Origin of the sequence: Venenivibrio stagnispumantis, assembly GCF_900182795.1 — a bacterium.
Taxonomy (GTDB): domain Bacteria; phylum Aquificota; class Aquificia; order Aquificales; family Hydrogenothermaceae; genus Venenivibrio; species Venenivibrio stagnispumantis.
In genome coordinates, this window is record NZ_FXTX01000006.1 from 1 (window position 1) to 24,558 (window position 24,558).

At 29.5% G+C, this 24,558-nt stretch carries 25 protein-coding genes; 14 read left to right on the forward strand and 11 right to left on the reverse strand.

Going from position 1 to position 24,558, the window contains the following annotated elements:
• The first annotated feature begins 412 nt into the window (after positions 1-412).
• Positions 413-943, forward strand: coding sequence for a deoxyribose-phosphate aldolase (deoC, locus tag QOR43_RS03230; RefSeq protein WP_265134158.1), 531 nt, complete (start codon positions 413-415; stop codon positions 941-943).
• A 1-nt stretch (position 944) separates the two neighbouring features.
• Here deoC and QOR43_RS03235 read toward each other — a convergent pair whose 3' ends face one another.
• A complete protein-coding gene (locus QOR43_RS03235) occupies positions 945-1,829 on the reverse strand; it encodes a DnaJ C-terminal domain-containing protein (RefSeq protein ID WP_265134153.1) in 885 nt (294 codons plus the stop codon).
• A gap of 1 nt (position 1,830) precedes the next feature.
• Entirely contained in the window at positions 1,831-2,445 is a 615-nt protein-coding gene (locus QOR43_RS03240; RefSeq protein WP_265134152.1) for a nucleotide exchange factor GrpE, read from the reverse strand.
• Between the two features lie 510 nt (positions 2,446-2,955).
• Between QOR43_RS03240 and thiC the strand changes: the two genes are divergently transcribed.
• The 6 genes from thiC to QOR43_RS03270 all read left to right on the forward strand — a co-directional run bounded on the left by thiC (position 2,956) and on the right by QOR43_RS03270 (position 9,984).
• Complete coding sequence (thiC, locus tag QOR43_RS03245; RefSeq protein WP_265134151.1) at positions 2,956-4,317, forward strand: phosphomethylpyrimidine synthase ThiC; 1,362 nt, start codon at positions 2,956-2,958, stop codon at positions 4,315-4,317.
• Positions 4,318-4,368: 51 nt separating this feature from the next.
• Complete coding sequence (locus QOR43_RS03250) at positions 4,369-5,322, forward strand: two-component system sensor histidine kinase NtrB (protein ID WP_265134150.1); 954 nt, start codon at positions 4,369-4,371, stop codon at positions 5,320-5,322.
• Positions 5,323-5,330: 8 nt separating this feature from the next.
• Positions 5,331-6,692: a sigma-54-dependent transcriptional regulator gene (locus tag QOR43_RS03255; protein ID WP_265134149.1), complete on the forward strand. Its 1,362-nt coding sequence runs from the start codon at positions 5,331-5,333 to the stop codon at positions 6,690-6,692.
• 246 nt (positions 6,693-6,938) lie between these two features.
• Positions 6,939-8,180 carry a tetratricopeptide repeat protein gene (locus tag QOR43_RS03260; protein WP_265134148.1) on the forward strand — a complete coding sequence of 414 codons (1,242 nt, stop codon included), beginning with the start codon at positions 6,939-6,941 and terminating at the stop codon, positions 8,178-8,180.
• 1 nt (position 8,181) lies between these two features.
• On the forward strand, positions 8,182-9,126 hold the full coding sequence (locus QOR43_RS03265; protein ID WP_265134147.1) for a glycosyltransferase family 2 protein: 945 nt from the start codon (positions 8,182-8,184) through the stop codon (positions 9,124-9,126).
• Positions 9,127-9,984 (forward strand): lysylphosphatidylglycerol synthase transmembrane domain-containing protein, encoded by an 858-nt coding sequence (locus QOR43_RS03270; RefSeq protein ID WP_265134146.1) that lies wholly within the window; start codon positions 9,127-9,129, stop codon positions 9,982-9,984. It begins immediately after the preceding gene.
• Here QOR43_RS03270 and QOR43_RS03275 read toward each other — a convergent pair.
• Positions 9,970-11,040 carry a hypothetical protein gene (locus QOR43_RS03275; protein WP_265134145.1) on the reverse strand — a complete coding sequence of 357 codons (1,071 nt, stop codon included), beginning with the start codon at positions 11,038-11,040 and terminating at the stop codon, positions 9,970-9,972. The two genes, QOR43_RS03270 and QOR43_RS03275, sit on opposite strands and share 15 nt — an antisense overlap.
• Positions 11,041-11,118: 78 nt before the next feature.
• On the reverse strand, positions 11,119-12,414 hold the full coding sequence (leuC, locus tag QOR43_RS03280; RefSeq protein ID WP_265134144.1) for a 3-isopropylmalate dehydratase large subunit: 1,296 nt from the start codon (positions 12,412-12,414) through the stop codon (positions 11,119-11,121).
• A gap of 133 nt (positions 12,415-12,547) precedes the next feature.
• Here leuC and tyrS point away from each other — a divergent pair, with 133 nt between their 5' ends.
• Positions 12,548-13,771 (forward strand): tyrosine--tRNA ligase, encoded by a 1,224-nt coding sequence (gene tyrS / locus QOR43_RS03285; protein ID WP_265134143.1) that lies wholly within the window; start codon positions 12,548-12,550, stop codon positions 13,769-13,771.
• 85 nt (positions 13,772-13,856) lie between these two features.
• Positions 13,857-14,804: a glycosyltransferase family 9 protein gene (locus QOR43_RS03290; protein WP_265134142.1), complete on the forward strand. Its 948-nt coding sequence runs from the start codon at positions 13,857-13,859 to the stop codon at positions 14,802-14,804.
• On the opposite strand, the gene QOR43_RS03295 is transcribed toward QOR43_RS03290, so the two are convergent.
• The 7 genes from QOR43_RS03295 to QOR43_RS03325 form a co-directional block, all read right to left on the reverse strand.
• Positions 14,796-15,383, reverse strand: a complete 588-nt coding sequence (locus QOR43_RS03295; RefSeq protein ID WP_265134141.1) for a class II aldolase/adducin family protein — start codon at positions 15,381-15,383, stop codon at positions 14,796-14,798. The two genes, QOR43_RS03290 and QOR43_RS03295, sit on opposite strands and share 9 nt — an antisense overlap.
• Entirely contained in the window at positions 15,376-16,176 is an 801-nt protein-coding gene (locus QOR43_RS03300) for an LpxI family protein (RefSeq protein ID WP_265134140.1), read from the reverse strand. The genes QOR43_RS03295 and QOR43_RS03300 overlap by 8 nt, the downstream gene beginning before the upstream one ends.
• Before the next feature lie 5 nt (positions 16,177-16,181).
• Complete coding sequence (lpxA, locus tag QOR43_RS03305) at positions 16,182-17,003, reverse strand: acyl-ACP--UDP-N-acetylglucosamine O-acyltransferase (protein ID WP_265134139.1); 822 nt, start codon at positions 17,001-17,003, stop codon at positions 16,182-16,184.
• Positions 17,004-17,010: 7 nt separating this feature from the next.
• The gene (gene trxA / locus QOR43_RS03310; protein ID WP_265134138.1) at positions 17,011-17,328 is read right to left on the reverse strand and encodes a thioredoxin; all 318 of its coding nucleotides are present in this window, start codon (positions 17,326-17,328) and stop codon (positions 17,011-17,013) included.
• A gap of 3 nt (positions 17,329-17,331) precedes the next feature.
• On the reverse strand, positions 17,332-17,637 hold the full coding sequence (locus QOR43_RS03315; protein ID WP_265134137.1) for an ArsR/SmtB family transcription factor: 306 nt from the start codon (positions 17,635-17,637) through the stop codon (positions 17,332-17,334).
• Positions 17,638-17,769: 132 nt separating this feature from the next.
• Complete coding sequence (locus QOR43_RS03320; RefSeq protein WP_265134136.1) at positions 17,770-18,645, reverse strand: CoB--CoM heterodisulfide reductase iron-sulfur subunit B family protein; 876 nt, start codon at positions 18,643-18,645, stop codon at positions 17,770-17,772.
• Entirely contained in the window at positions 18,642-19,691 is a 1,050-nt protein-coding gene (locus QOR43_RS03325) for a succinate dehydrogenase/fumarate reductase iron-sulfur subunit (protein ID WP_265134135.1), read from the reverse strand. The genes QOR43_RS03320 and QOR43_RS03325 overlap by 4 nt, the downstream gene beginning before the upstream one ends.
• A 144-nt stretch (positions 19,692-19,835) precedes the next feature.
• On the opposite strand from QOR43_RS03325, the gene QOR43_RS03330 reads away from it, so the two are divergent.
• The 5 genes from QOR43_RS03330 to QOR43_RS03350 are packed head-to-tail and all read left to right on the forward strand — an operon-like array spanning position 19,836 to position 24,558.
• Positions 19,836-21,176 carry a glutamate-5-semialdehyde dehydrogenase gene (locus QOR43_RS03330; protein ID WP_265134134.1) on the forward strand — a complete coding sequence of 447 codons (1,341 nt, stop codon included), beginning with the start codon at positions 19,836-19,838 and terminating at the stop codon, positions 21,174-21,176.
• Positions 21,173-21,964, forward strand: coding sequence for a 3-methyl-2-oxobutanoate hydroxymethyltransferase (panB, locus tag QOR43_RS03335; protein WP_265134133.1), 792 nt, complete (start codon positions 21,173-21,175; stop codon positions 21,962-21,964). Before QOR43_RS03330 ends, panB begins: the two co-directional genes overlap by 4 nt.
• Positions 21,961-22,566 (forward strand): L-threonylcarbamoyladenylate synthase, encoded by a 606-nt coding sequence (locus QOR43_RS03340; RefSeq protein WP_265134132.1) that lies wholly within the window; start codon positions 21,961-21,963, stop codon positions 22,564-22,566. The genes panB and QOR43_RS03340 overlap by 4 nt, the downstream gene beginning before the upstream one ends.
• The gene (locus QOR43_RS03345; protein ID WP_265134131.1) at positions 22,544-23,911 is read left to right on the forward strand and encodes a TrkH family potassium uptake protein; all 1,368 of its coding nucleotides are present in this window, start codon (positions 22,544-22,546) and stop codon (positions 23,909-23,911) included. The genes QOR43_RS03340 and QOR43_RS03345 overlap by 23 nt, the downstream gene beginning before the upstream one ends.
• Positions 23,908-24,558 carry a potassium channel family protein gene (locus QOR43_RS03350; protein WP_265134130.1) on the forward strand — a complete coding sequence of 217 codons (651 nt, stop codon included), beginning with the start codon at positions 23,908-23,910 and terminating at the stop codon, positions 24,556-24,558. The genes QOR43_RS03345 and QOR43_RS03350 overlap by 4 nt, the downstream gene beginning before the upstream one ends.

Here is a 24,558-nt window from a genome sequence, read left to right on the forward strand (position 1 = left end):
GTTTCTTTAACAGCTCTTTTAATTCTTCCGTATTCTCTTTTATTAACTCTCTTTTTACTCTCTTCATATTAATTATTATACATCAGTTTTGGTATAATAATTGAAATTATAGTTAAATAAAGTTGTTAATAGATATATCTTGATAAATAGTCTAAAATATATTATATTTATGATGGACAAATTGAATAAGAAAAATCTCTAAGAGAAGTTCTCTTAGAGAGATAACAACACGCACATCAAAAAAGCAAATCCTTCAAATATCTGTGAAAGGGTATTTGGAGAGATATAAAGGGTGTAATAGTGCTCCCTGTGAATTACTGAGAAAAAATCCTTATTATAGGGATTATCTTGGTAATTCCAAACCCCTGATGTGTGTGGAATAAATGTCTATAAAAGGGGGAACTATGCATAAATCCTTTTTTTTGTTAAAAGAGTTTATCAAAATCTAAAAGATAGCAATCTCAAAGTTTGCTCAGTTATAAGTTTTCCACTTGGGTCTGATAGATTGGATATAAAAGTTTTACAATCTATAAAAGCAATAGAAGATGGAGCAACTGAGCTTGATATAGTTTGGAATATATCAGCTTTTAAATCTAAGGATTATAAATATATCCAAACAGAATTATCCGAGGTAAAGAAAAATACTGAAGGTGTAATCCATAAAGTAATAATAGAAACTGCTTATTTATCGCAGGAAGAAAAGATATTAGCTATTAATCTTTTAAAAGATTTAGGTATAGAATTTTTAAAAACAAGTTCAGGATATGCACCGGAAGGAGCAAAAGTAGAGGATATTAAACTTTTTAAATCTTTGGCTGACAATAAGATAAAAATAAAAGCTTCCGGTGGCATCAAAGATTATGAAACAGCCTTAAAAATGATACAAGCCGGAGCAGATAGGCTTGGCACAAGTGCAGGAATACAGATTGTAACCGGTAAATAAATCATACAACATTCAGTCGTATTAAAATATCCCCTTTATTTCCGCTACTATCTATATATCCTTCTCCTTTTACCCTTAAAATCGTATTTTTTTCTATATTTTCCGGTATCTTAACAAAGATAGTTTCATCTTTTAAATTTTTTATTGATAAATGAGATATACTTTTTAAATCTTGATTTTTAATCTTAATATCTAAATATAAATCATTTCCAACTTTTTGGTAAATATCTTCTTTAAATTTTATTTTTAGATATAAATCCCCATCTTTTCCACCATATAATCCTTGATTTCCGGCTCCTTTCATTAAAATTGTTGTGTTTTCATCTATACCTTTATCTATTTTAATTAATTTTTCAGTTTTTTCATATTTATATCCTAAGCCTTTACAATCTTTACAAGGATTTTTAATTATAAATCCTCTTCCAAAACAACTTAAACAAGGTAGAATATTCCTTTTCCCAGTTCCACCACATTTTTCACATTTTTCTATTTTGCTATCTTTTGTTATACCTGTGCCATTACATATATGGCATATAACTTTTGTTTTATATTCTATTTTTCTAATTGTTCCGTTGTATCCTTCTTTTAAAGAGATGTATAAAATCTTTTTTATATCTGTTCCGTTTTGAGGTTTAGCGGTAAAGCCGAGAAATTCTGCTAATTTTTCTTGGAATATTGAAAATAAACCTTTTTTTATCTCTTTATCATAAATTGCTCTTTTTTGAGGGTCTATAAGGGTTGTGTATGCTTGATTTAAAAGTTTAAAAATTTCTTCATTTTCTTTATTTAAATCAGGATGGTATTTTTTTACTTTTTCCCTGAATGCTTTTTTTATTTGCTCAGGAGTAGCATCTTTTGCTACCCCGAGTAATTTATAAAAATCCATTTTAAGTTATTTCTTCTTCTGCTACCGATATTGATACAGATACCCTTGCCGGTCTTATTACTTTTCCTTTGTATTTATAGCCTGATTGTAAAACTTTTACTATCTGATTTGGTTCATAATCTTTTGTAGCTATTGTTTCAAGAGCTTCATGTTCCTGAGGATTAAACTCTCCTGATGCTTCTATCTTTTCTATTCCATACTCTTTTAGATATGATATTAATTGATAATGTATCATCTGAATACCTTTTATTATATTATCAACATCCTGAGTATTCTTGAAGCTTTCTAATGCTCTTTCAAAATTATCAATCAAATCAAGAAGTCCTTTTGCAAACTTTTCTATGGTTTCCTCTTTTATTGCTTCTTTTTCTTTAATTGTTTTTAGTTTAAAATCTTCAAAATCTTTTTGAAGCATCTGATATAATGAGCTTAATCTTTTTGCTGCTTCTTCCGTTTTTTCAAGTTTCTTTTTAATTTCTTCATTTTCTTTTTTCAAAGCTTCAATCTCTTCCAATGATATAGGCTCCCCTGTTTGTTCTGCTTTTTGCTCTTCTACTTTTTCTTCTTGGTTTTGTTCTTTAATTTCTAACTCTTGATTGTTTTTATTTTCTTCCAATTTTTTAAACCTCCTTACTTATTTTTATTAATAAGATATGGTTAAAATATCAAATTTCAATATTATATGATAAAAATCTCATTGCATTTTTAATGTATTAGGTATATATTTTTGTTTAAATTTTGAATATGATTTTTAAACTGCAGGTGGCAATTCCTTCTGAAAATAGCAATAGTATCTTGATTTTTTTATTAAAACTGCTTATATTTGATAAAACAGGAAAAATATGAGGAATAGGTATAGCATTATGAAAGAAAGGCTGGCAAGTCAAAATCCGGAGAGTAAAGCTCAAAGGATATCCCTGCCAGAAATCCGTCCCGCCAGGGGCTTGCCAGTTAATCGGCTTAGCAGAAATATTACCGATAAGGTCTAAACACTAAACGGGTAAGTTTAGACGATTATGGAAACGGAAAGATGGGACGGAAGCGGGCTAATTGCGAATAAAAATTAAGCCACCTTCTCTACAAGGTGGCTTTTTTAGTTTATAATCAAATTTTAGGAGGTAGAATTATGAGGACATATGTTCATAGCCGTAGAGGCAAGCCAAATGTTACACAGATGCATTTTGCCCGTCAAGGTATTATAACAGAAGAGATGGAGTTTGTAGCCCAAAGGGAAGGATTACCGGCAGAACTTATCAGGCAGGAAGTTGCAAGAGGTAGAATGGTAATTCCGGCTAATATAAACCATCTTAATCTTGAACCTATGGCAATAGGTATAGCAGCAAAATGTAAAGTAAATGCCAATATTGGTAATTCGGCTATTACTTCTGATATTGAAACTGAGCTTGAAAAACTCAGAGTTGCTTTAAAGTATGGGGCAGATACGGTTATGGATTTATCTACCGGTGGAGATTTAAATGCAATAAGGGAAGCAATTATTGCAAATTCTCCTGTGCCTGTTGGAACTGTTCCTATTTATCAAGCACTTCAAGAAGTAAGAAGCATAGAAAAACTTACAGAACAAGATATACTTGATATTATTGAGCTTCAGGCACAGCAAGGTGTTGATTATATGACAATCCACGCTGGACTACTTAGAGAATTTTTGCCTCTTGTAAATCATAGATTAATGGGAATAGTTTCAAGAGGTGGTTCAATAATTGCCCAGTGGATGATCGTTCATGGAAAACAAAATCCATTATACACAAATTTTGATAAAATTTGTGAAATATTTAAAAAATATGATGTAACTTTCTCACTTGGAGATGGATTAAGACCCGGATGTATTAATGATGCTTCCGATGAAGCCCAATTTGCAGAGTTAAAAGTATTAGGAGAGCTTACGAAAAAAGCTTGGGAGCATGATGTTCAAGTTATGGTTGAAGGACCGGGACATGTTCCTATGGATCAGATTGAGATGAATATAAAGAAACAGATGGAGTGGTGCCATGAAGCTCCTTTCTATGTTCTTGGGCCACTTGTAACCGATATTGCTCCCGGATATGACCATATAGCTTCTGCTATCGGTGCGGCTATGGCAGGATGGTATGGAGCAGCAATGCTTTGTTATGTTACACCAAAAGAACATCTTGGATTACCGAATCCAGAAGATGTAAAACAAGGATTAATAGCTTATAAAATAGCAGCCCATGCAGCAGACCTTGCAAGACATAGAAAAGGTGCAAAAGAATGGGATGATGCAATGTCAAGAGCAAGATATGAATTTGATTGGGAAAAACAGTTTGAGCTTGCAATAGATCCTGAAACAGCAAGAAAATATCACGATGAAACATTACCACAGGAAGGATTTAAATCAGCTAAATTCTGCTCAATGTGCGGTCCATCATTTTGTGCTTACAGAATATCCCAAGATGTTCAAAAAGAAGTTAAAGAAAATTTTCTACTTGATATAACTGTAAAAAAAGATTAAAATTTTAAAAAAGGCAGGGAAACCTGCCTTCAATTTATAAAAAGGTAGAAGTTGGAAAAAGATATATTAGAAAGTATTACACAGCCGGTTTTTATCGTAAATCTTGAAAAAGAGATAATTTATCAAAATCAATCAGCCAAAAGCTACTTTGATAAAAAATCCTTACATCAATTTATAGAAAAAATATTTTCTTTAAGGCATATAAAAGATGGTTTTTCAATTATTAATTATTTTTTGGAAATATCAGAGTTAAAATTTATAGTAGATATTTATCCTTATAAAGAAGAATATATAATCATTTTTGCAAAGGATATAACAAGGTATTTTGAACTTGAAGAAATATCAAGAAAAGAAGATATAATATTTGCATTATCAAAAATGATTGCAGAGATTTTCCATGATATGAAAGGACCAATAAGTGGAATAAAGGCAGCAGCCCAATTTTTAAAAGAAAATCCGGAAGAATTATCATTAATAGATGATATTATAGAAGAAACAGATAGATTAACAAAAATGATAAATGAGATAACATTTATAAACAAAGATATAAATCTAAAAAAAGAGCCGACAAATATTCATAAACTAATAGATAAAGTTATTAAATCATTTCAAAAAGAATATAAAGAAGTTATTTTTGAAAGATTGTATGACCCAAGTATTCCGGATATAAATATAGATAAAGATTATCTTACAAGGGTATTTATAAATTTAATAAGAAATTCCATAGAAGCAATAAATGGAAAAGGAAAAATACAAATTCAAACCGGTATATCTTTTGATAAAATCCTATCTCCAAAAGGAAATAAAATATATATAAGAATAAAAGACAGCGGAAAAGGTATTCCAAAAGAGTTGGAAGATAAAATATTTTTGCCGTTTATCACAACAAAGAGCAGTGGAATGGGAATTGGTCTTGCTTCTGCATACAAAATTATAAAAAAACATGAAGGAATAATAAGATATATAAAAGATGCAACATTTGAGATATTATTACCAATTAAATAGGAGAGATGATGAAAGGTTTAATTTTTGAAGATGAGAAAACAGTAAGAAACGTGCTTCGTAGAATATTACAAAAAGAAGGGATAAAAGCAGAAGATTTTGAATCCGGAAAAGATGCGATAGAAATTATAAAAAAAGAAAAACCGGATTTTATTTTCCTTGATATAGGATTAAAAGATAGTAATGGCTTAGATATATTAAAACAGATAACTATTTTAGAAGAAAGCCCTTATGTAATAATCATATCAGGACATACAGAATATAAATATCTGATAGAAGCTATGAAACTTGGAGCTTATGATTATATTACAAAGCCATTTGATATAGAAAGAATAAAAAAAGTAATAGAAGAGCTAAAACAATGTGTAAAATCTAAAATAATCTCATCTGTTCCGGAAGAAGAGATAATAGGTAAAAGTCCGGCAATGAAAGAAGTCTTTAAGATGGTAGGAAGAGCCGGTGCTACAAAAGAACCTGTATTGTTGATAGGTGAAACAGGAACAGGAAAAGAAGTTATAGCCAATCTTATTCATAAATACAGCAATAGAGCAGATAAACCGTTTATAGCTATAAATACAGCAGCAATACCATCGGGACTTATAGAGTCAGAACTATTTGGATATGAAAAAGGAGCATTTACCGGTGCAGATAAATCAAAAGAAGGAAAATTTTTACAAGCAAATGGAGGGACATTATTTTTAGATGAAATAAGTGAGATGCCAATAGAAGCTCAAACTAAATTGCTAAGAGCTATTCAAGAAATGGAAATTACACCACTTGGTTCAAATAAAAAATATAAAATAGATGTAAGAATAATAGCAGCCACAAATAAAGATTTGGTTAAATTAGTGGCAGAAGGCAAATTTAGAGAAGATTTGTTTTATAGATTATCTGTTATTGAAATAAAGATACCGCCACTTAGAGAAAGAAAAGAAGATATACCGGATTTAATAGAGTTATTTACCCAAAAAGCATTAGCCCAATATAACTTAAAAAAAGGTGGTTTTACCCCTGAGTCTATCAGATACTTAATGGATTATCCTTTTCCTGGAAATGTAAGAGAATTAAAAAATATAGTTTTTAAATTAATAGCATTATACAGGGAAAGACCTATTACACCGGATTTATTACCGGCAAATTTAAAAGGAGAAGAAGAGCAGATAAACGACTGGAAAAGTCTTGTTGTATCAGAAATAAGAAAGATGTTAAACAAAAGAAGAAAAAATATTTATATAAAATTAGTAGAAGATTTAGAAGAAATAATTATAAGAGAAGTTTTAAAATATACAGAAGGGAATATTTCAGAAGCATCCAAATATTTAGGTATTCATAGAAACACCTTAAGTAAAAAAATAAAAGATTTTGGTTTATAAGGTACCCTTACAGATAGTAAATACTATCTTGCAGAGTACCCGATTTTGCCTACTACCTACTATTTGTAGTATTTCCACTACAAACTCGCAGGTTACTTTTATTATTTTTTTAAACTTTAATTTTGTCCCTTAGTGGCAGAGCCACTATCTAAATCTTTTAATAATTAATTCGCTTTCTGTTATAATATTACATAAATTTTTGTTATAATTTACAATAGGTTTTATACAAAATTAAGGTATATATTTATGAGAAAAATATTAATAATTGGTCTATCTACTTTTATTATAGGATGTGTAACACCACAAACAACTCAAGAAGGCAAAGATGCTTCTTTCTATTATGATATAGGAATTTCTTATTTAAATGTTGGAAATAACTCTCAAGCAATTGCATCATTATTAAAAGCAATAGAGTTAAATCCAAATAATCCGGAATATTATAATGCCCTTGGAATAGCATATTTTAATGTGGGAGAAAAAGAAAAAGCCAAAGAAGCGTATCTTAAAGGTTTAGCTTTAAACGAAAATGCTTCAGAAATAGCAGTTAATCTTGCAGTTTTATTAGCTTCCGAAAAAAATTATACAGAAGCAATAAAATATTTAGAAAAAGCTATCAATAATCCAAATTATTCAAATAAAGATAAAGCCTATTATAATTTAGCTCTTATATATAGAGAACTTGGAGATTATAATAAATTTGTTGAAAATTTAGAGAAAGCGATAGCCTATAATAAATTATATCAAGATGCTTATATTGTCCTTGGGAATTTTTATCTCGAAGAATATGAAAAAACAGGATTATCAAAAGAAAACTCTTTTTGGAAAGCAAATGAGATATTTTTAAAAGCTTATATGCTTGGCTTAGATTCGCCGGATATAATCTTTGGACTTGGAAAAAGTTATTTCTTACTAAATAAAAAAGAAAACGCAAAATATTATCTTGAAAAATTAATAAAAAAGACAGATGATAAAAATCCTTTAAAGTTAGAAGCTAAAAAATTGTTAGAAAAATTAGAAGCAGAATATGCCTCCGTAGATGAGGAACCGGTTATAACAAAAAAAATAGAGATAAAAGAAGATAAAATAATTCAAGAGAAAGAAGTTGTAAAAAATCCAGATATATTTATTGATAAAAAAGCTGAAGAAAAACCTATAGAATCTCAAGTATCTCAGCAAAATAATCCAAATCCGGAAACAGTTGTAAAACTTCAAAAAATAAAAGAAGAAAATCAAGATATACAAAAATCTTTAAAATACTTTTACATTCAGGTTGGTGCTTATAAATCTATAAAGATGACCGAAGATATAATTAATAAATTAAAAAAATTAAATATACAGCCGGAAATTGAAGAAGGAGTATTAAATGGAGAAAAAATATATAGGGTTGTATTTGGAAAATTTGAAAGTTACAAAGAAGCAAAAGAGTTTTTAGATAAAAATTTAACACCAAATAAAATAGAAGGAATAATCAAATTTAAAAAGGAGTAAGATGGATATATCAGTTGTGATACCAATTTATAATGAAGAAGAAAATTTACCGATTTTATATGAAAAATTAAAAAATGTCCTTGATAGATTAAATAAAGAGTATGAGATTATATTTGTAAATGATGGAAGTACAGATAACTCGTGGAATATAATTAAACAGCTTGCAGAAAAAGATAAACGGGTAATAGGTGTTAATTTTAGAAGAAATTTTGGACAAACTGCAGCTATGTCTGCCGGTTTTGAAACAGCAAAGGGAGATATTATTATCACAATGGATGGAGATTTACAAAATGACCCAGAGGATATACCAAAATTACTTGAAAAAATTGATGAAGGATATGATATTGTAAGTGGTTGGAGAAAAAATAGGAAAGATGCATTTTTAAGTAGAACATTACCTTCAAAAATAGCAAATGCTTTAATATCCAAAGTTACCGGTGTGCATCTTCATGATTATGGTTGTTCTCTAAAAGCTTACAAATCAGAAATAGCAAAAAATCTTGATTTTTATGGAGAGATGCACAGATTTTTACCGGCTTTATCAAAAGCAATCGGTGCAAAAATAACAGAAATTCCGGTTAATCATCATCCAAGAATTTATGGAAAATCAAAATATGGCATATCAAGAACATTTAAAGTTATTCTTGATTTATTGCTTGTCAAATTTTTACTTGATTATAGAACAAAACCACTTAGGATTTTCGGTGGAATAGGATTTATACTTTCTTTAATTGGATTTTTTATTTTATCTTATCTTGTTTGTATAAAGCTATGTTTTGGACATTCCATAGGAAATAGGCCATTACTCACTTTTGGAGTTTTATTTTTCTTAACAGGTATTCAGCTTATATCTACCGGTATAGTAGCAGAACTTATCACAAGGACATATTACGAATCTCAAGGAAAAAGACCTTATATTATAAAAGAGATTATTAATCGGGACTAAATGGTAAAAGTTTTAAAATTTTTAATTTCTATAACAATTACCATACTTTTTTTATATTTTTTAAATAAATATGTTGGTTTTGAAAATATAAAAAGATTTTTCAACGATTTATCTATTTTTAATATTTCTATTGCATTTTTATTTTATCTTATAAGTTATATTATCCGTTCTTATAGATGGAGTTTTACACTTGATATAAAAGATTTTAAAAAACTTTTTCATATTACTGCAATTAACACTTTTTTTAATATAATTCTTCCATTTAGAACCGGTGAGTTTTCATTTTTTTATATGCTGAAGAAAGAAAATATCCATATATCCGATATAACAATGAGTTTTATTACCACCAGAGCTTTTGATGGTATTGGGCTAATTGCTATTTTGCTATTTTCTTATTTTTTATATATTGGTAATATTTTATTTGCTATTTTGTCATTAATCCTTTTGCCTTTTTCATTTTATATTTTTATTTTTATACTTTCTTTTATAAAACATGAAAAAGTAAAAGAATTTAACAATAAACGATTTAATTTTTTAAATTTAGTAATTATTTACCTGCTTTCAATTTTAACATTTTTATTTAAGTTTTTAGCATTTTATTTTGTTTTGCCGGAAAGTTTAAATATCAATATTATTCAATCTTTTATAGCATCTTCCGGTGGAGATTTAACAACAGTATTACCAATACACGGAATTGCAGGTATTGGTAGTTATGAAACCGGATATGCCGGTATTTTGATAACTTTATTAAATATTGATAAAAATTTAGCCTTTATAGCATCTTTATTTGCCCATATATTTATAATCTTATCTTCTTCTATAATAGCCTTTATTAGCTATTTATTAAAAAAGCTTTGAAAATACCTGTTCTAATTTTTCTCTTGCTATTTTTTCTGCTAACTCTTTTATATCTTTTTTTAGCTCTGTTTTTATAAATGTTTGTATCTCTTCTTCTAAACCATTTTTATATTTTTCTTTTAGCGATTCTTTAATTTCTGTTTTTAAAGCATTAAGTTCTGTATTCATATCATTAACAAAATCTATTTGAAGATGGTCAAGGATTTTTACCATTGATTCATCATTTTTTATAAATTCGGAAATCTGCTCTTTTATTATAGCTTTTATATCTTCTTCTGTAAGGGATATAGAGATAAAATATGTTTTAGGTTTTGTTTCTTGTTTTTGCTCTGGTTTTTCCTGCTTTATAACTGTTTCTGTTGTAGTAGTATCTATTATAGGCTTTTGTTCTATAATTGGAGCAGTTTTAACTATTTCTTCTTTAACTTCTATAGGGGATTCTACTTGAGGAGTTATATCTTCTACTTTAGGTTGAGTTTTTTTATCTTCCTCTTCTAAAATTAATGAAGTTGGTTCTATCTCAACTTGGGAGATAAAATCACTTTCTATTTTTGGTTTATTTTCTGTAATTTCTCCAAAAAGTTCTTCTTCTAATGATGTTATTTGTTTTTTTGGTTCTTCAGAAATTAATTTTTCAGATATTTCCATATATTCAGATAAGAAATCGTCTTCTATAGCCGTTTGAGGTTCTGTTTTTATTTCTTGCTTTATTTTGGAATTTGCTATTTCATTAATAATTTTTCTTAACTCGTTATCATCTTCCTTTGTGAAAAATTTAAAGTTTTGAGGAAAACCTTCTATATTTATTGGATTTTCTTTTGAAATACCAACAAATAATGGAATAGTTTTAAATTCTTCTTTTTCGGCTAAAAATTTTAAATCCTCTTCGGCAAATATTCCAGATGATGCATCATATATAACGGCATCCGGTGTGAATAAATGAAATTCATTAAGCAATGATATACTATCAATATAATTTCTATAATCTGCATCTTTAATTAAATCTTGCAATTTAGATAAAAAATCAGCATCATAAGAAATGATAGCAATTTTCATTTTTTATAACCCCCATATTTAAATTAAAGCCGGCTTTTAAACCGGCTTTTTTATATTTCGGATATATTTTTATAAACTTTAGGGAATTAATGCAGTTTCTACTTCTTCATATTTAGCCACTTCATCCGGATGAGCTATTCTACCGAGGATAGCAGAAGCTGCAGCTACAGCAGGGCTTGAAAGATAAACCTGGCTCTTTGGATGTCCCATTCTTCCTACAAAATTTCTATTGGAAGTTGAGATACAAACTTCTCCTTCTGCTAATATTCCCATATGTCCTCCAAGGCAAGGGCCACAGGTTGATGTGCTTATTAAGCATCCGGCATCTGCCAATATCTCTAAGATTCCTTCATGCATTGCCTGTCTATAAATAGAATCGGATGCAGGTATTACTATACATCTTACTTCCGGATGGACTTTTTTACCTTTTAATATTGCTGCTGCTATTCTTAAATCAGACAATCTTCCGTTTGTGCAAGAGCCTATAAATACTTGGTCTATATGGGTTCCTGCTACCTCAGAAACAGGTTTTACATTTGATGGTAAATTAGGACATGCAACAACCGGTTCCATATTAGATGTATCAAATTCATACTCACAGCAATATTTTGCATCTTTATCTGATTTGTAAACTACCGGTGTTCTGCTACTTCTTTTTCTTACCCATTCAAGGGTTTTTTCATCGGCTTCAATTATTCCATTTTTTCCACCGGCTTCAATAGCCATATTAGCTATTGTTAATCTATTATCTATATCAAGATGAGATATAGCTTCTCCTGTAAATTCCATAGCTCTGTATAATGCTCCATCTACTCCTATTTTGCCAATTACAGATAAAATTAAATCTTTTCCACCAACCCACTTGGCAGGTTTTCCGTAAAATACAAATTTCATACTTTCAGGAACTTTAAGCCATGTTTCTCCTGTTGCAAATATATATGCTATATCGGTAGAACCTACACCGGTAGAAAAAGCTCCTATTCCACCATAAGTGCATGTATGGGAATCTGCTCCTATAACTAAATCTCCCGGAACTATAAATCCTTTTTCCGGTAAAAGTGTATGCATAACACCACTATCTGCACCTTCAAAATAATTTTTTATACCCATTTTTTTAGCAAAATCTCTGGATATTTTTATTTGTTGTGCAGATAAGATATCTTTTGGTGGGAAAAAGTGATCCATAACAAGTGCTATTTTATTTGGGTCATGAACTTTATTTATTCCGTATTTTTCAAGCTGTTTTATTGCAAGAGGGGCTGTTATATCATTTGCTATTGCTAAATCTACTTTTACAGTTACAAGTTCTCCCGGTTCTACATAATCTCTGCCTGCATGAGCTGCTATAATCTTTTCAGTTATTGTCATACCCATTAAACTAACCTCCAAAAAAAATTAAAAATTCACATATTTATTATAAGCCAATAAAGGACATAAAACAAGGAAATGATGCTTTAATTGTGTTAAAATTTATTTTCTTAAAATTTCTAAAAACTGGAGGAATATTTTGCTACCGGTAGAAGAACAATTAAAATTAATAAAAAAAGGTGTAATAGATATAATTTCGGAAGAAGAGTTAATAGAAAAATTAAAAGAGGAAAGACCACTTATTGTAAAGGCAGGGTTTGACCCTACTGCTCCAGATTTACATCTTGGACATACAGTTTTACTTCAAAAATTAAGAACATTTCAGCAACTTGGGCATATTGTTTATTTTATAATAGGTGATTTAACTGCAATGATAGGAGACCCTTCCGGAAGAGATACAACCAGACCACCTCTTACAAAAGAACAGGTTATACAAAATGCAAAAACATATAAAGAACAAGTTTTTAAAATATTAGACCCTGAAAAAACAGTTGTAGTATTTAATAGCGAATGGCTCGGCTCTATGACTGCTGAAGATTTAATAAAATTAACTGCAAAATACACAGTAGCAAGAATGCTTGAAAGAGAAGATTTTAAAAAAAGATTTAAAGAAAATTTACCTATATCTATTCATGAATTTATATATCCATTATTGCAAGCTTATGATTCTGTAGCAATAAAAGCTGATATAGAGCTTGGTGGTTCAGACCAAAGATTTAATTTGCTTATTGGAAGGGATATTCAAAGGGAGTATGGCATAGAAAAGCCACAAATTGCAATTTTACTTCCTTTATTGGTTGGGCTTGATGGTGTAAAAAAGATGAGTAAATCTTATGGAAATTATATAGGTATAACAGAAGAGCCAGAAATAATGTTTGGAAAGGTTATGTCTATATCTGATGAGCTTATGTGGCAATACTGGGAGTTATTAACAGATTTAACCGTAGACCAGATACAAAAAATGAAAGAAGATGTAGAAAAAGGAATATTACATCCTATGGAAGTTAAAAAAGAGCTTGCAATGTATATAGTTGAAAGATTTCATTCAAAAGAAGAAGCAATAAAAGCAAAAGAAGAGTTTGAGAAAGTTTTTTCTAAAAAAGAGCTACCTTCTGATATTCCTGAACCAAAAATAACAGTAAATACAAAAGTTATACCTTTATTTGAGCTTTTATATGAGGCAAAACTTGTTGAAACCAAATCAGAAGCAAAGAGATTAATAAAACAAGGTGGAGTAAGATTAAACAATGAAAAGATAGATAATCCATTATTTGAAGTTGATTTAGATAAAGAATGGGTTATTCAAGTAGGAAAAAGAAAATTTGCTAAAATTAAGCCGGAGAATATTTTAATTAGCAATTAGAATTTTATCTTTTGAAGTATGGAAAAATTTTAGAAAATGCTAAATTAAAAGCTCAGGAGTTAAATTTGATTTTAGCAGTAAGTTTATGAAAAAAATATTAATTATTCGGCTTTCTTCTCTTGGAGATGTTGTTTTAGCAAGTTCCGTGATAGAGCCTCTTTATAATGCCGGATTTGAGATTGATTTTTTAACTTTTAAGCCTTTTGATGAGTTATTTATAAAAGATTACAGGGTTAATAAAGTTATCGCTGTCTCAAAAGAAAATTTAAAATCCATAAAAGATATATATAATTTTTCAAAAAATTTAAAATATGATTATATCTTGGATATTCATTTTAATCTTCGTTCTGTTTTAATCTCATTATTTGCAAAAGGAAAAGTTTTAAGATACAACAAAGAAAGTATAAAAAGAAGGCTAAAAATATTAAATCCGGATTTTAATGTAGTAAAAGCATATTTAAAGCCATTGGAAAGCCTTGGAATAAAAGGCGATTATAGACCTAAGATTATTCTTGAAAAAGAAGAGATTGAAAAATTAAAAAAAATATTACCTGAAAACTTTATAGCAGTAGGAGTAGGAGCAAGATATAAAAATAAAATCTATCCATATTTTAAAGAATTTATAAATCTTATCAAAGATGAAAATGTTGTTTTAGTAGGTTCAAAAGAAGATAAAGATTTATTTGAGATAAATCAAAAAAATGTTATAGATTTAAGAGGAAAGCTAACAATAAGGGAAAGTTTGGCTGTAATATCTTTGGCAAAAGGTGTTGTAAGTAATGACTCTGCAATAGCTCATTTTGCAAGGGCTGTAAAGACACCGGTTTTGGTTATATATGGTGCAACCCATCCTTATTTTGGATTTGCTCCATTTAAAGAGGAAGGTGATTTTATATTTAAAGGTTTAGAATGCCAACCTTGCGATTTACACGGTAAAGGAAGTTGCAAAAGGGGAGATTTAGCTTGTCTTGATATTAAACCGGAATATATATTAGAACGATTTAATAATATGTTGAAAGAAAGATTATCCTAATGAATCTCTTTTATCAAAGGATTGCTTTAAATAATATATTTTTGCTGAGTTTTCTAAGGCAGAAGTATATTTTAATGCTTCATTTAGATTTTTTCCTACGGAAAAAGAGCCGTGATTTCTAACTATTGCTATATTATAACCTTTATTAAATACATCTGCCAAGCTTTTTGCAAGTTCTTCAGAAGCAGAAGGTTTAGATACATTTACAACTGCTACTTTTTTTAAGAAAAGTTCTCCTTCTATATCTATCGGTATAAATTCTTCAAGAAAATATCCTAAGGTGGTTGCATATATAGGATGTGCATGGAGTATTGCATTTATCTGTGGATTTTTTTTATAAATTTCTCTATGAACTATAAGCTCAATAGATGCTTCTTTATCTTTTTCTGTTTTTTCAAAAATTGGTAGTTCTACTAAATCTTCTTCTTTTAAAAATCCTGCCATTCTTCCGGTTTTAGTTATAATTAAATTATCATCTATTCTTACACTTATATTTCCACCATGGGAAGAAACAAGACCCATTTCATATAAAACTCTTCCATAAAATATAATATCTTTTATAAATTCCTGTTTATTCATTAAGTTTCACCGAGACAACCGATATTTTATATTTGTTTGCAGTTTCAATAAATTTTTCTTTGTTTAAAAGATAACATTTTCCGGCTTCTACTGCAAGGGCTTTTGCTTTTATTTTTTTCATACTTTCAAGGGTTTTTATACCGATAACCGGAACATCATATCTCATATCCTGATTTTTTCTTGCTGTTTTGCAAACAACACAGTTTTCTCCTGCAAGTTCTCCTGCTCTTAATATACATTGGTCTGTTCCTTCTATTCCTTCTACTGCAATTATATTTCCTTCTTTTACGACAACCGTTTGTCCTATATCAAGATTAGCTATCTCTTTTGCTATTTTTATTCCAAATTGTATATCTTTTTTTATTTCTTCTGTAATTCCATTATCAATTATAAAATTTTCTTCTATTAATAAATCTTTTAGATAAGGAGTAGGGTCTATAAATTCAAATCCTTCTTTTTCAAGTTCTTTTATGATGCCGGTTAATATTGTTTTTGCTCTTTTATCTTTTAATTTAGATAAAAAATCTTTTGCCCTTTTGTCAAATTTATGAAAATTTAAGATTATAGATTTATGTTCTATTTTTCCAAGCATTACTAATTTTTTTATATTGTTTTCTTTTAAAGAGTTAATCAGATATTGAGCTTGTCCGAAAGGTAGCCAGATAGTTTTACCATATTTTTCAATATCTTTATCTGCAGAGGATTTTATGGCAAATATAGTTACATCGTTGCAGTTTTTAGCAAAGGTAATCGGTAATTCGCCGGAGCCTGCAATTAAACCGATTTTTGACATAATTTTTAAATCTCTTCGTCGGTTTGTATTAACTTCCTTTTGGAAGCTTCCGGAGCTATTCCTCTTTTTGTAGTTTTTACAAAATTAATTAAATTTTCAACTTCCGGTGTTTTTGGTAATTTTTCTTCAACCTGTTTTATTCCTTCTTCAATTGTAGGAGAAACTCTAAATAATAATCTGTATGCTTCTTTTATTATATTTATCTGCTCTCTTGTAAAACCTCTTCTTTTTAAACCAACAAGATTTAATCCATATAAAAGAACATGATTTTTAGATGCTCTTGTATAAGGTGGAACATCTTTATCAACGGCAGAAGCACCACCTACCATTGCATAATCTCCTATCCTGCAAAATTGATGGATAGGGGTAAGACCACCAATAAAAACATAATTTCCAACTTTTACATGTCCTGCAAGGGTTACACAATTTGCCAAGATAGTATCGTGACCAACTTTACAATCATGGGCTATATGAACATAAGCCATTAGATAACTGTTATCTCCTATTCTTGTGATACCATCATCAAAATTTGTGCCTCTATGGATTGTGCAATATTCCCTCAAAACTACATTATTTCCTATTTCTACAAAACTTTTTTCACCTTTAAATCCAAGATGTTGAGGTATATTACCGATAACACATCCTTCATATATCTGGCAGTTATTTCCTATTTTTGTAAAATTTTTTATTTTCACATTAGAAGAAATAACTGTATTATCTCCGATTTCTACTTCATCCTCAATAATAGAAAAAGGGCCAATTTCTACATTGACCCCTATTTTTGCTTTTTTACTTACAATTGCTGTCGGATGTATATTTACTGACATTAAAAACCTATACCAATAAGCTTTTTAAAACTTCCTTAGGTTGCACACCTACTCTTGTATCCACTACTTTTCCGTTTTTGAATACCATAACTGTTGGAATAGCTCTTATTCCGTATTTAATAGCAATGTTAGGGTTTTCATCTGTGTTTAATTTTGCTACTTTTGCTTTTCCTTCAAGCTCTACTGCCAATTCATCTATTATTGGAGCTAATAATCTACAAGGACCACACCATGGAGCCCAAAAATCTACCAATACTGGAATATCAGAATTCAAAACTTCCTGTTCCCAGTTAGCTTCGTTAACTACAACAACTTTTCCGGCCATTTTTTAATCCTCCTTTACCAAAGTTTTATAAATTTCTAACACTTTTTTATCCTTAATATAATAACATACAATTGAACCTTCTCGCTTATATCCGAGTATTCCTCTATTTCTTAAGACTGATAAATGTTGTGATACATTAGGTTGAGGTAAATCAAGGGCTTCCCATATATGCTTTACACATTTTTTACCACTTGCCAAAAAACCAATAATTTTAAGTCTACTTGGATGTGCTAATGCTTTTAAAAGTTCTGCACTGTCTTCAAGGAATTCTTCATCCTGCCATTTTTCATTTTCCAACAATTCTTCCATGATTATTACCTCAATAAATATTAGATTATTAGAATAATATTATAGATATAAATTTATATTTTTTCAATATTATTGAAACTATAATGGAAAATAGAAATCCCCTGCCTCTTTGGCAGGAGAAAAGAAATTTATTTATGCTACTTTTTCTATTATTTCTTTTGTAGAGATTACATGTTTATGAAGGCCGAGTTCTTTTGGTTTTAATCCGATTGCAAGACCTATTAATTGAGGTAGATGTAATATTGGCATTCCTATATTTACTCCTATTTTTTCCTCTGCTTCCGGTTGCATAGCATCAAGTTGAGTATGACAGAGAGGACAAGGTGTAACCATAAAATCTGCTTTTTCTTCTTTGGCTGCTTGGGTATCCATCGCAGTTAATTTTAATGTAACTTTTTCTTCTGCTGACCAGAAAGAATGAAAACCGCAACATGCAAGTCTTGCTTGATGGTCTACCGGAGTTCCTCCGATAGCTTCAATTAACATCTCTATGGATTTAGGATTATCAGGGTCTTCATATCCTATTAAATATGGTGGTCTAATAATATGGCAGCCATAAAATGGAGCTATTTTAAACTCTTTTAAAGGTCTTACTACCATACTTTTTATTTTTTCTATTCCTACTGCATCTATCAACTCCCATAAGAAATGGGTAACTTCTATGGTTCCTTTATATTCTAAGCCTGCTTCTTTTAAAACTTCATTTACTTGATTTTTTAATTCTTCATCATTATCAAGTTTAAATTTGGCTTCTCTTAGCATTAATGTGCAAGTATTACATATTGTAAGCATATCTAAGCCAAGTTCTTCTGCCAAAGCAAGATTTCTTGCATTTATAACAAGGGATAAAAATTCATCTTTTTCTTGAACTGCTCCGGCTCCACAGCAAGTAGCTGCTTCAAGTTCTATTAATTCCATACCGAGCTTTTCTGCAACTAATTTTGTTGAATCATAAAGTTCCGGAGCTACTCCTTTTGCAGAACATCCTGTATAAAATGCATATTTCATGACTGATTTCCTCCTTGTTGTTTAGCTTTTCTTTTAGATTCATAAACTAATCCAAATATTTGAGGTATTTTTATTTTTACATCTTTTTTCTTTCTTTGAGCTACTTCATATATAGTTTTTACTTCATCTAATCTTTTTATTTTATGACCTCCAAAGAAATCAGCTATATTAACTTTTCCTTTAAAGAACATTCTTATTCCAAATGGTGCTCTTTTTAATGCTCCGAGTATTCCTTCTTGTCTCATTGGTAAAAGCATCTCATTTAATAATCCTCTATTTACTATATCCTGTTCAAATATTGTTGCGTGTATTTCTCCCGGTGTTTTATAACCTTCTTCTGCTGCAATTATTCTTGTTCTGATGATATTTTCATAAGGTTGAACTTCCTTAGGACATCTTGTGGTGCATTCCATACATCTTACACACCATTCAAGATTATAATCTTTCAATACTTCTTCAAGTCTTTCTTTTTTAGCTCCATCTCTTGAATCTGCAATAAATCTATATGCTTTTGATATTACCATAGGCCCAAGGAAATCTTTATTTGCTTTTAATGCATTACAATCTGACATACAGCTATTACATAATATACAATCTGATGCAAAATCTATTTTATTATGCTCATATTCTGATTGTCTGTATTCTTTGCCATCTGGTGGTGGTGGTTCTTTTGGAATAAACCAAGGTTTAATTCTTTTCATTTTATCTATAACCCAGTCCATATCGTATATAAGGTCTTTAAGAGGTTTGATATTTCCAACCGGTTCAACAACAATTGTATCTGTTTGATATTTTTCAAGAAGATGTGTAATTTGAACTTTGCAAGCCAATGCTGCATGTCCGTTTACCCTTACTGCACATGAGCCACAGATTGCTGCCCTACAGTTGTATCTGAAAGATATTGTAGGGTCTTGCTCTTCCTTTGCTTTAAATAAAGCTGCAAGAAGTGTCATACCTTTTTCTACCGGTAATTTGTAAGTTTTGTAATATGGCTGGCTGTCTTTTGTAGGGTCATACCTGAAAACTTTTAAATTGAAAAATTCCATCTTTACCCACCTCTCTAAAAATTCATTACAATATATTTAATCATATTTTTTATAAAAATCAAACATTGTTTTATATCAATTTAACATAAAAAATTTTCATTTGTTGTATAATAAAATTTAAATATACCAAAAAGGAGTTGGAAGATGGAAGCAAAGATTTATGCAGAAAGTTTGGCAAAAAAGGCAAAATCTACCGTTAGAAAATTAAGTTCATTAAAAACAGATATAAAAAATAAAGTTCTTTTAAAAACAGCAGAGCTACTTATAGCTTATAAAGATAAGATAATAGAAGAAAATAAAAAAGATTTGGCAGATGCAGAGAAAAAGGGTTATTCAAAAGCATTACTTGATAGATTAGCCCTTGATGATAAAAGAATAAATCAGATGGTGCAGGTATTAAAAGATGTAGAATCATTACCTGACCCTGTTGGAGAAATTATATCAATGTGGACAAGACCAAACGGTTTAAAAGTTGGACAGATGAGAGTTCCACTTGGAGTTATCCTTATAATATATGAAGCAAGACCAAATGTAACAATAGAGGCAGCTTCCTTATGCATTAAATCATCAAATGCAGTAATTTTAAAAGGTGGTAGCGAAACAATTAATTCTAACAGAATATTAGTTGATATTATAAAAGAAGCTTCAAGAGAATGCGGATTTCCGGAAGATGCAGTTATGTTTGTTGATTCTACAGATAAAGAAGTAGTTACGGAGCTTTTAAAATTGGATAATCTTATAGATGTTGTTATACCAAGAGGTGGAGAAAATTTAATAAGAGCAGTAGCAGAAAATTCAAGAATACCGGTTATAAAACATTATAAAGGTGTATGTAATCTTTATATTGATGATGAAGCAGATATGGAAAAAGCATTAAATATTGCATATAATGCAAAAGTTCAAAGACCTTCTGTTTGCAATGCTATAGAAAATCTTGTAGTTCATAAAGATATTGCTAAGGAATTTTTACCGAAAATAGGATACTATTATAAAAAAGCCGGTGTAGAAATGAGATGCGATGAAATAAGCTATCAGATATTAAAAGACCATCCATTAACAAATGATGCAAAAATTATACCGGCAAAAGAAGAAGATTATTATGAAGAGTTTTTAGATTTAATCATTGCAATAAAAGTTGTAAATAATATAGATGAAGCCATAGAGTTTATAGAAAAGTATGGTTCTCACCATTCAGATGCAATAGTTACCGAAAACTATACAAAAGGTATGAAATTTATAAATGAAGTAGACAGTGCAGCAGTTTATATAAATGCTTCAACAAGATTTACAGATGGAAATGAGTTTGGTCTCGGTGCAGAAATGGGAATATCAACAGATAAAATCCATGCAAGAGGCCCAATGGGATTAAAAGAGCTAACCATTCCTAAATTTATAGTATTTGGAAATGGACAACTAAGAGAAAATGTAGGAATACCAAAAGAAGAAGAAGAGATAAATATAGATACCGAGGCTTGTAAATTATGAAATCTATCTTAGAGTTTTATAAAGCAAAGAAAGAAAATAGGAAAATATCCGTAATATCTACTTATGATTATTGGTCAGCAAAATTATGTGAAGAAGCCGGAATAGATGCAATCTTAGTTGGTGATTCTCTTGGTATGGTTATTCAGGGTAAAGATACAACCATTCCGGTAACCTTAGATGAAATGATTTATCATACCAAGGCAGTAAGAAGGGGAGCACCAAACACATTCATAATAGTAGATATGCCATTTTTAAGTTATCATATCTCTGTAGAAGATACCATAAAAAATGCAGGAAAAATAATTAAAGAAACCGGAGCAAATGCAGTTAAACTTGAAGGCGGGGAAGCTATTGCAGATATTGTTTATAAACTGACATCTCTTGGTATTCCGGTTATGGGACATCTTGGACTTACACCACAATTTATAAACATACTTGGTGGATATAAAGTTCAGGGAAAAACAGAAGAATCTGCAGAAAAGATAAAAAAAGAAGCAAAGATATTAGAAGAAGCCGGAGTTTTCTCTATTGTTTTAGAAGCAGTTCCTTCAAAATTAGCAAAAGAAATAACAGATATGTTATCAATACCAACCATAGGAATAGGAGCCGGAAAAGATACAGACGGACAGGTTCTTGTTTTTCATGATTTAATAGGCATCTTTGAAAAAACACCTAAATTTGTAAAAAGATACTTAGAAGCCGGAAATTTAATAAAAAATGCTTTAAAACAGTTTGATAAAGAAGTAAAAGAAAAGCACTTTCCATCAGGAGAACATAGTTATCTATGAAAATATCCAATATATTAGAAGATGCAACAGATATACTAAAAAAAGGTGGCATTGCAGTAATAAAAACAGACACATTATACGGCATTATAGCAGATGCAACAAATAAAGAAGCCGTAGAAAGAATATATCAAATTAAAAAAAGAGAGAAAGATAAGCCTTTTATAATACTTATTCCAGATATTTCTTTTATAAAACAATTTGGAATAAATATATCGGAAAAAGAAAAAGAGATATTAAATGAAAAAGGAATAACGGTAAAAATTGATTTACCAAAAGAAAAGTTAAAAGACCTAAAATATCTTCATAGAGGTAAAAATTCTTTAGCTTTTAGAATACCGGATAAAGAAGATTTGATAGAGTTTTTATATAAACTGGAAAAACCAGTAGTTGCACCAAGTGCCAATATATCAGGAGAAGAGCCGGCAACAACCATAGAAGAAGCAATAAAAAGCCTCGGAGAGAATATAGATATTTATATAGACCAAGGAAAATCTAATACATTGCCATCAACTATTGTAAAAGTAAAACAAAATGGTAAAATAGAAATATTAAGACAAGGAAATAAAGAGATTAAATTAAATGAAAATAAAAGAAAGCTATGAAAGGATAAAAAATAATTTTCAACTTTCACCGGTTCAGATTGTTTTAATATCATATATTGCCCTTATTCTAATAGGTAGCATTTTATTAAAATTACCAATTTCTACAACTAAGGATATATCATTTTTAGATGCTTTATTTACTGCAACATCTGCCACTACCGTAACAGGATTAATTGTTTTAGATACACCAAAAGATTTTACATTTTTTGGGCAAATTATTATTTTATTACTTATCCAAATTGGTGGTCTTGGATATATGACGATGACAACATTTTTCTTATTAATGCTTAGAAAAAAAGCTTCTATAAAAGAAAGAATGATATTAGCAGAATCGTTAAATTATCCGGGAATTGCTGGAGTGGTAAGATTTTTAAAAAGAGTTTTTTCAATTGTAATTATTATTGAAATAATAGGAGCTTTTGCACTACTGATAGATTTTATAAAAGAATATCCTTTAGAAAAGGCTGTTTATCTTAGTATTTTTCATTCTATATCTGCATTTAATAATGCCGGATTTTCTTTATTTTCTGATAATCTTATGAAATATAAATCAGATATTTATCTAAATTTTGTAATAGCTATCTTAATTATAGTTGGTGGTATTGGATTTTATGTTATAACAGAATTAATTCTTTATTTTAAAAAAGAGATAACAAGAATAAGCACCCATACAAAAATTGTAATATATTTTTCATTATTCTTAATAGTATGGGGTGCTATTAGTATATTAATATCGGAATTTAATCATTATAAAGGTTTATGGAGTTATAATTGGTCTGACAGAATTATTATATCGTTATTTACCAGTGTATCTTCAAGAACTGCAGGGTTTAACACAATAGATTTTTCAATATTATCAGAATCAACTTTATTTATAATTATTATTTTGATGTTTATAGGAGCTTCACCGGGTGGAACTGGAGGTGGAGTAAAGACCATAACAGTATCTGTAGTTGGCTTAGCTATCTTAAATTATCTAAAAGGTAAAAAAGATGTAAATGTATTCAAAAGAAGAATAAATCCAAATATTATTTATAAAGCTATGGTTATTCTTGCTTTGGCATTTTTATATAACACGTTAATAACATTAACAATAGTTAGAGTTGAAGAAAAACCTTTTATTGCTTCTTTATTTGAGGTTGTTTCTGCTTTTTCAACAGTTGGTCTATCTGTAGGTTTGCCAAATGGATTAAGTTTAAGTGCAGATTTTTCACCTTTTGGAAAGATATTAATAATTTTAACAATGATAGTAGGTAGAGTAGGAATACTTGGATTTGCATTAGCATTATCAGGAAAACAAAAAGAAAGTTATATCAAATATCCGGAAGCGAGGATAGTGTTATGAAAGAAAAAAGAATATTTGCGGTAATAGGTTTAGGTAAATTTGGTTTTCATGTGGCAAAAACTTTGGCAGAAAGGGGAATGGAAGTTATAGCCATAGATAAGGATGAAGATAGGGTTAAAGAGGTTTCAGAATTTGTAACTCAAACTTATATTCTTGATGCTACAGATGAAAAAGCTTTAAGAGAATCTGGTATAAAAGCAGTAGATGTTGCAGTTGTTAGTGTAGGTGAAAATTTGGAAGCAAATCTAATGATAGTGATGTTGTTAAATGAGCTTGGAATAAAAGAAATAGTAGCAAAAGCTATTAATCCTCTTCATGGAAAAATGTTAGAAAAACTAAATGTATCAAGAGTTATATATCCTGAAATGGAAACAGCTATAAGAGTAGCAAATTCATTGATAGCAAAGGAAATAATTGAAGAAATTTATTTAACAGAAAATTACAGCATATTTGAAATAAAAGTTCCCCAATTTATGGTAGGTAAAACTTTAGCAGAGCTGGATTTAAGGAAAAAATATGATATTAATGTTTTGGGAGTTAAACGAGAAAACAGTGTTATTATAAATCCGGCTGGTGAATTTATGCTTCAAGATGGAGATATTTTAATAGTTTTAGGCAATATTAATAATGTTATGGATTTATTGTAA

What these genes read in the sequence shown, in the direction of transcription:
- QOR43_RS03235 (WP_265134153.1), bottom strand. Translation starts at nt 1,829, where the DNA reads ATGGATTTTTATAAATTACTCGGGGTAGCAAAAGATGCTACTCCTGAG.
- thiC (WP_265134151.1), top strand. Translation starts at nt 2,956, where the DNA reads ATGAGGACATATGTTCATAGCCGTAGAGGCAAGCCAAATGTTACACAG.
- QOR43_RS03255 (WP_265134149.1), top strand. Translation starts at nt 5,331, where the DNA reads ATGAAAGGTTTAATTTTTGAAGATGAGAAAACAGTAAGAAACGTGCTT.
- QOR43_RS03260 (WP_265134148.1), top strand. Translation starts at nt 6,939, where the DNA reads ATGAGAAAAATATTAATAATTGGTCTATCTACTTTTATTATAGGATGT.
- QOR43_RS03265 (WP_265134147.1), top strand. Translation starts at nt 8,182, where the DNA reads ATGGATATATCAGTTGTGATACCAATTTATAATGAAGAAGAAAATTTA.
- QOR43_RS03270 (WP_265134146.1), top strand. Translation starts at nt 9,127, where the DNA reads ATGGTAAAAGTTTTAAAATTTTTAATTTCTATAACAATTACCATACTT.
- QOR43_RS03275 (WP_265134145.1), bottom strand. Translation starts at nt 11,040, where the DNA reads ATGAAAATTGCTATCATTTCTTATGATGCTGATTTTTTATCTAAATTG.
- leuC (WP_265134144.1), bottom strand. Translation starts at nt 12,414, where the DNA reads ATGGGTATGACAATAACTGAAAAGATTATAGCAGCTCATGCAGGCAGA.
- QOR43_RS03290 (WP_265134142.1), top strand. Translation starts at nt 13,857, where the DNA reads ATGAAAAAAATATTAATTATTCGGCTTTCTTCTCTTGGAGATGTTGTT.
- QOR43_RS03295 (WP_265134141.1), bottom strand. Translation starts at nt 15,383, where the DNA reads ATGAATAAACAGGAATTTATAAAAGATATTATATTTTATGGAAGAGTT.
- QOR43_RS03300 (WP_265134140.1), bottom strand. Translation starts at nt 16,176, where the DNA reads ATGTCAAAAATCGGTTTAATTGCAGGCTCCGGCGAATTACCGATTACC.
- lpxA (WP_265134139.1), bottom strand. Translation starts at nt 17,003, where the DNA reads ATGTCAGTAAATATACATCCGACAGCAATTGTAAGTAAAAAAGCAAAA.
- trxA (WP_265134138.1), bottom strand. Translation starts at nt 17,328, where the DNA reads ATGGCCGGAAAAGTTGTTGTAGTTAACGAAGCTAACTGGGAACAGGAA.
- QOR43_RS03315 (WP_265134137.1), bottom strand. Translation starts at nt 17,637, where the DNA reads ATGGAAGAATTGTTGGAAAATGAAAAATGGCAGGATGAAGAATTCCTT.
- QOR43_RS03320 (WP_265134136.1), bottom strand. Translation starts at nt 18,645, where the DNA reads ATGAAATATGCATTTTATACAGGATGTTCTGCAAAAGGAGTAGCTCCG.
- QOR43_RS03325 (WP_265134135.1), bottom strand. Translation starts at nt 19,691, where the DNA reads ATGGAATTTTTCAATTTAAAAGTTTTCAGGTATGACCCTACAAAAGAC.
- QOR43_RS03330 (WP_265134134.1), top strand. Translation starts at nt 19,836, where the DNA reads ATGGAAGCAAAGATTTATGCAGAAAGTTTGGCAAAAAAGGCAAAATCT.
- panB (WP_265134133.1), top strand. Translation starts at nt 21,173, where the DNA reads ATGAAATCTATCTTAGAGTTTTATAAAGCAAAGAAAGAAAATAGGAAA.
- QOR43_RS03340 (WP_265134132.1), top strand. Translation starts at nt 21,961, where the DNA reads ATGAAAATATCCAATATATTAGAAGATGCAACAGATATACTAAAAAAA.
- QOR43_RS03345 (WP_265134131.1), top strand. Translation starts at nt 22,544, where the DNA reads ATGAAAATAAAAGAAAGCTATGAAAGGATAAAAAATAATTTTCAACTT.
- QOR43_RS03350 (WP_265134130.1), top strand. Translation starts at nt 23,908, where the DNA reads ATGAAAGAAAAAAGAATATTTGCGGTAATAGGTTTAGGTAAATTTGGT.